Source organism: Christiangramia aquimixticola (assembly GCF_048285835.1).
Taxonomy (GTDB): domain Bacteria; phylum Bacteroidota; class Bacteroidia; order Flavobacteriales; family Flavobacteriaceae; genus Christiangramia; species Christiangramia aquimixticola.
This window is the reverse complement of the sequence record NZ_JBLVTL010000215.1, coordinates 1-300: the sequence shown is the minus strand read 5'-3', so window position 1 is coordinate 300 and position 300 is coordinate 1. Positions and strand designations below refer to the sequence as shown.

Sequence of the window (300 nt, the reverse complement as noted above, 5' to 3'; positions counted from 1 at the left end):
CTGCCGGAGGCGTTGATGCGTGGACCGATTTTGAAGACGATGTCCGAAATCTGGATTTCCTTCTCCACCTTGGACTGCAGGATCAATGCCTTTAATCCCGGACCGGGAGTATTATTGATTCGATCTAATCCGTAATAGGCAAGGATCCTGTTTTCTCCGGTAATAGGCACGATATCCGCTGCGATACTTACCACGAGCAGGTCGAGGTAAGGGTAGAGGCTGGATTCTTCAATTCCGTGGGTTTTAGCGTAGGCTTGAATAAGCTTAAAGCCTACCCCGCAGCCACTGAGTTCTTTGTAC

General features: G+C 49.3%; 1 pseudogene. It reads right to left on the bottom strand.

Annotated features, from left to right (window positions below):
• Positions 1–300, bottom strand: a pseudogene (locus tag ACNKXV_RS14195) (single-stranded-DNA-specific exonuclease RecJ); the annotation flags it as partial.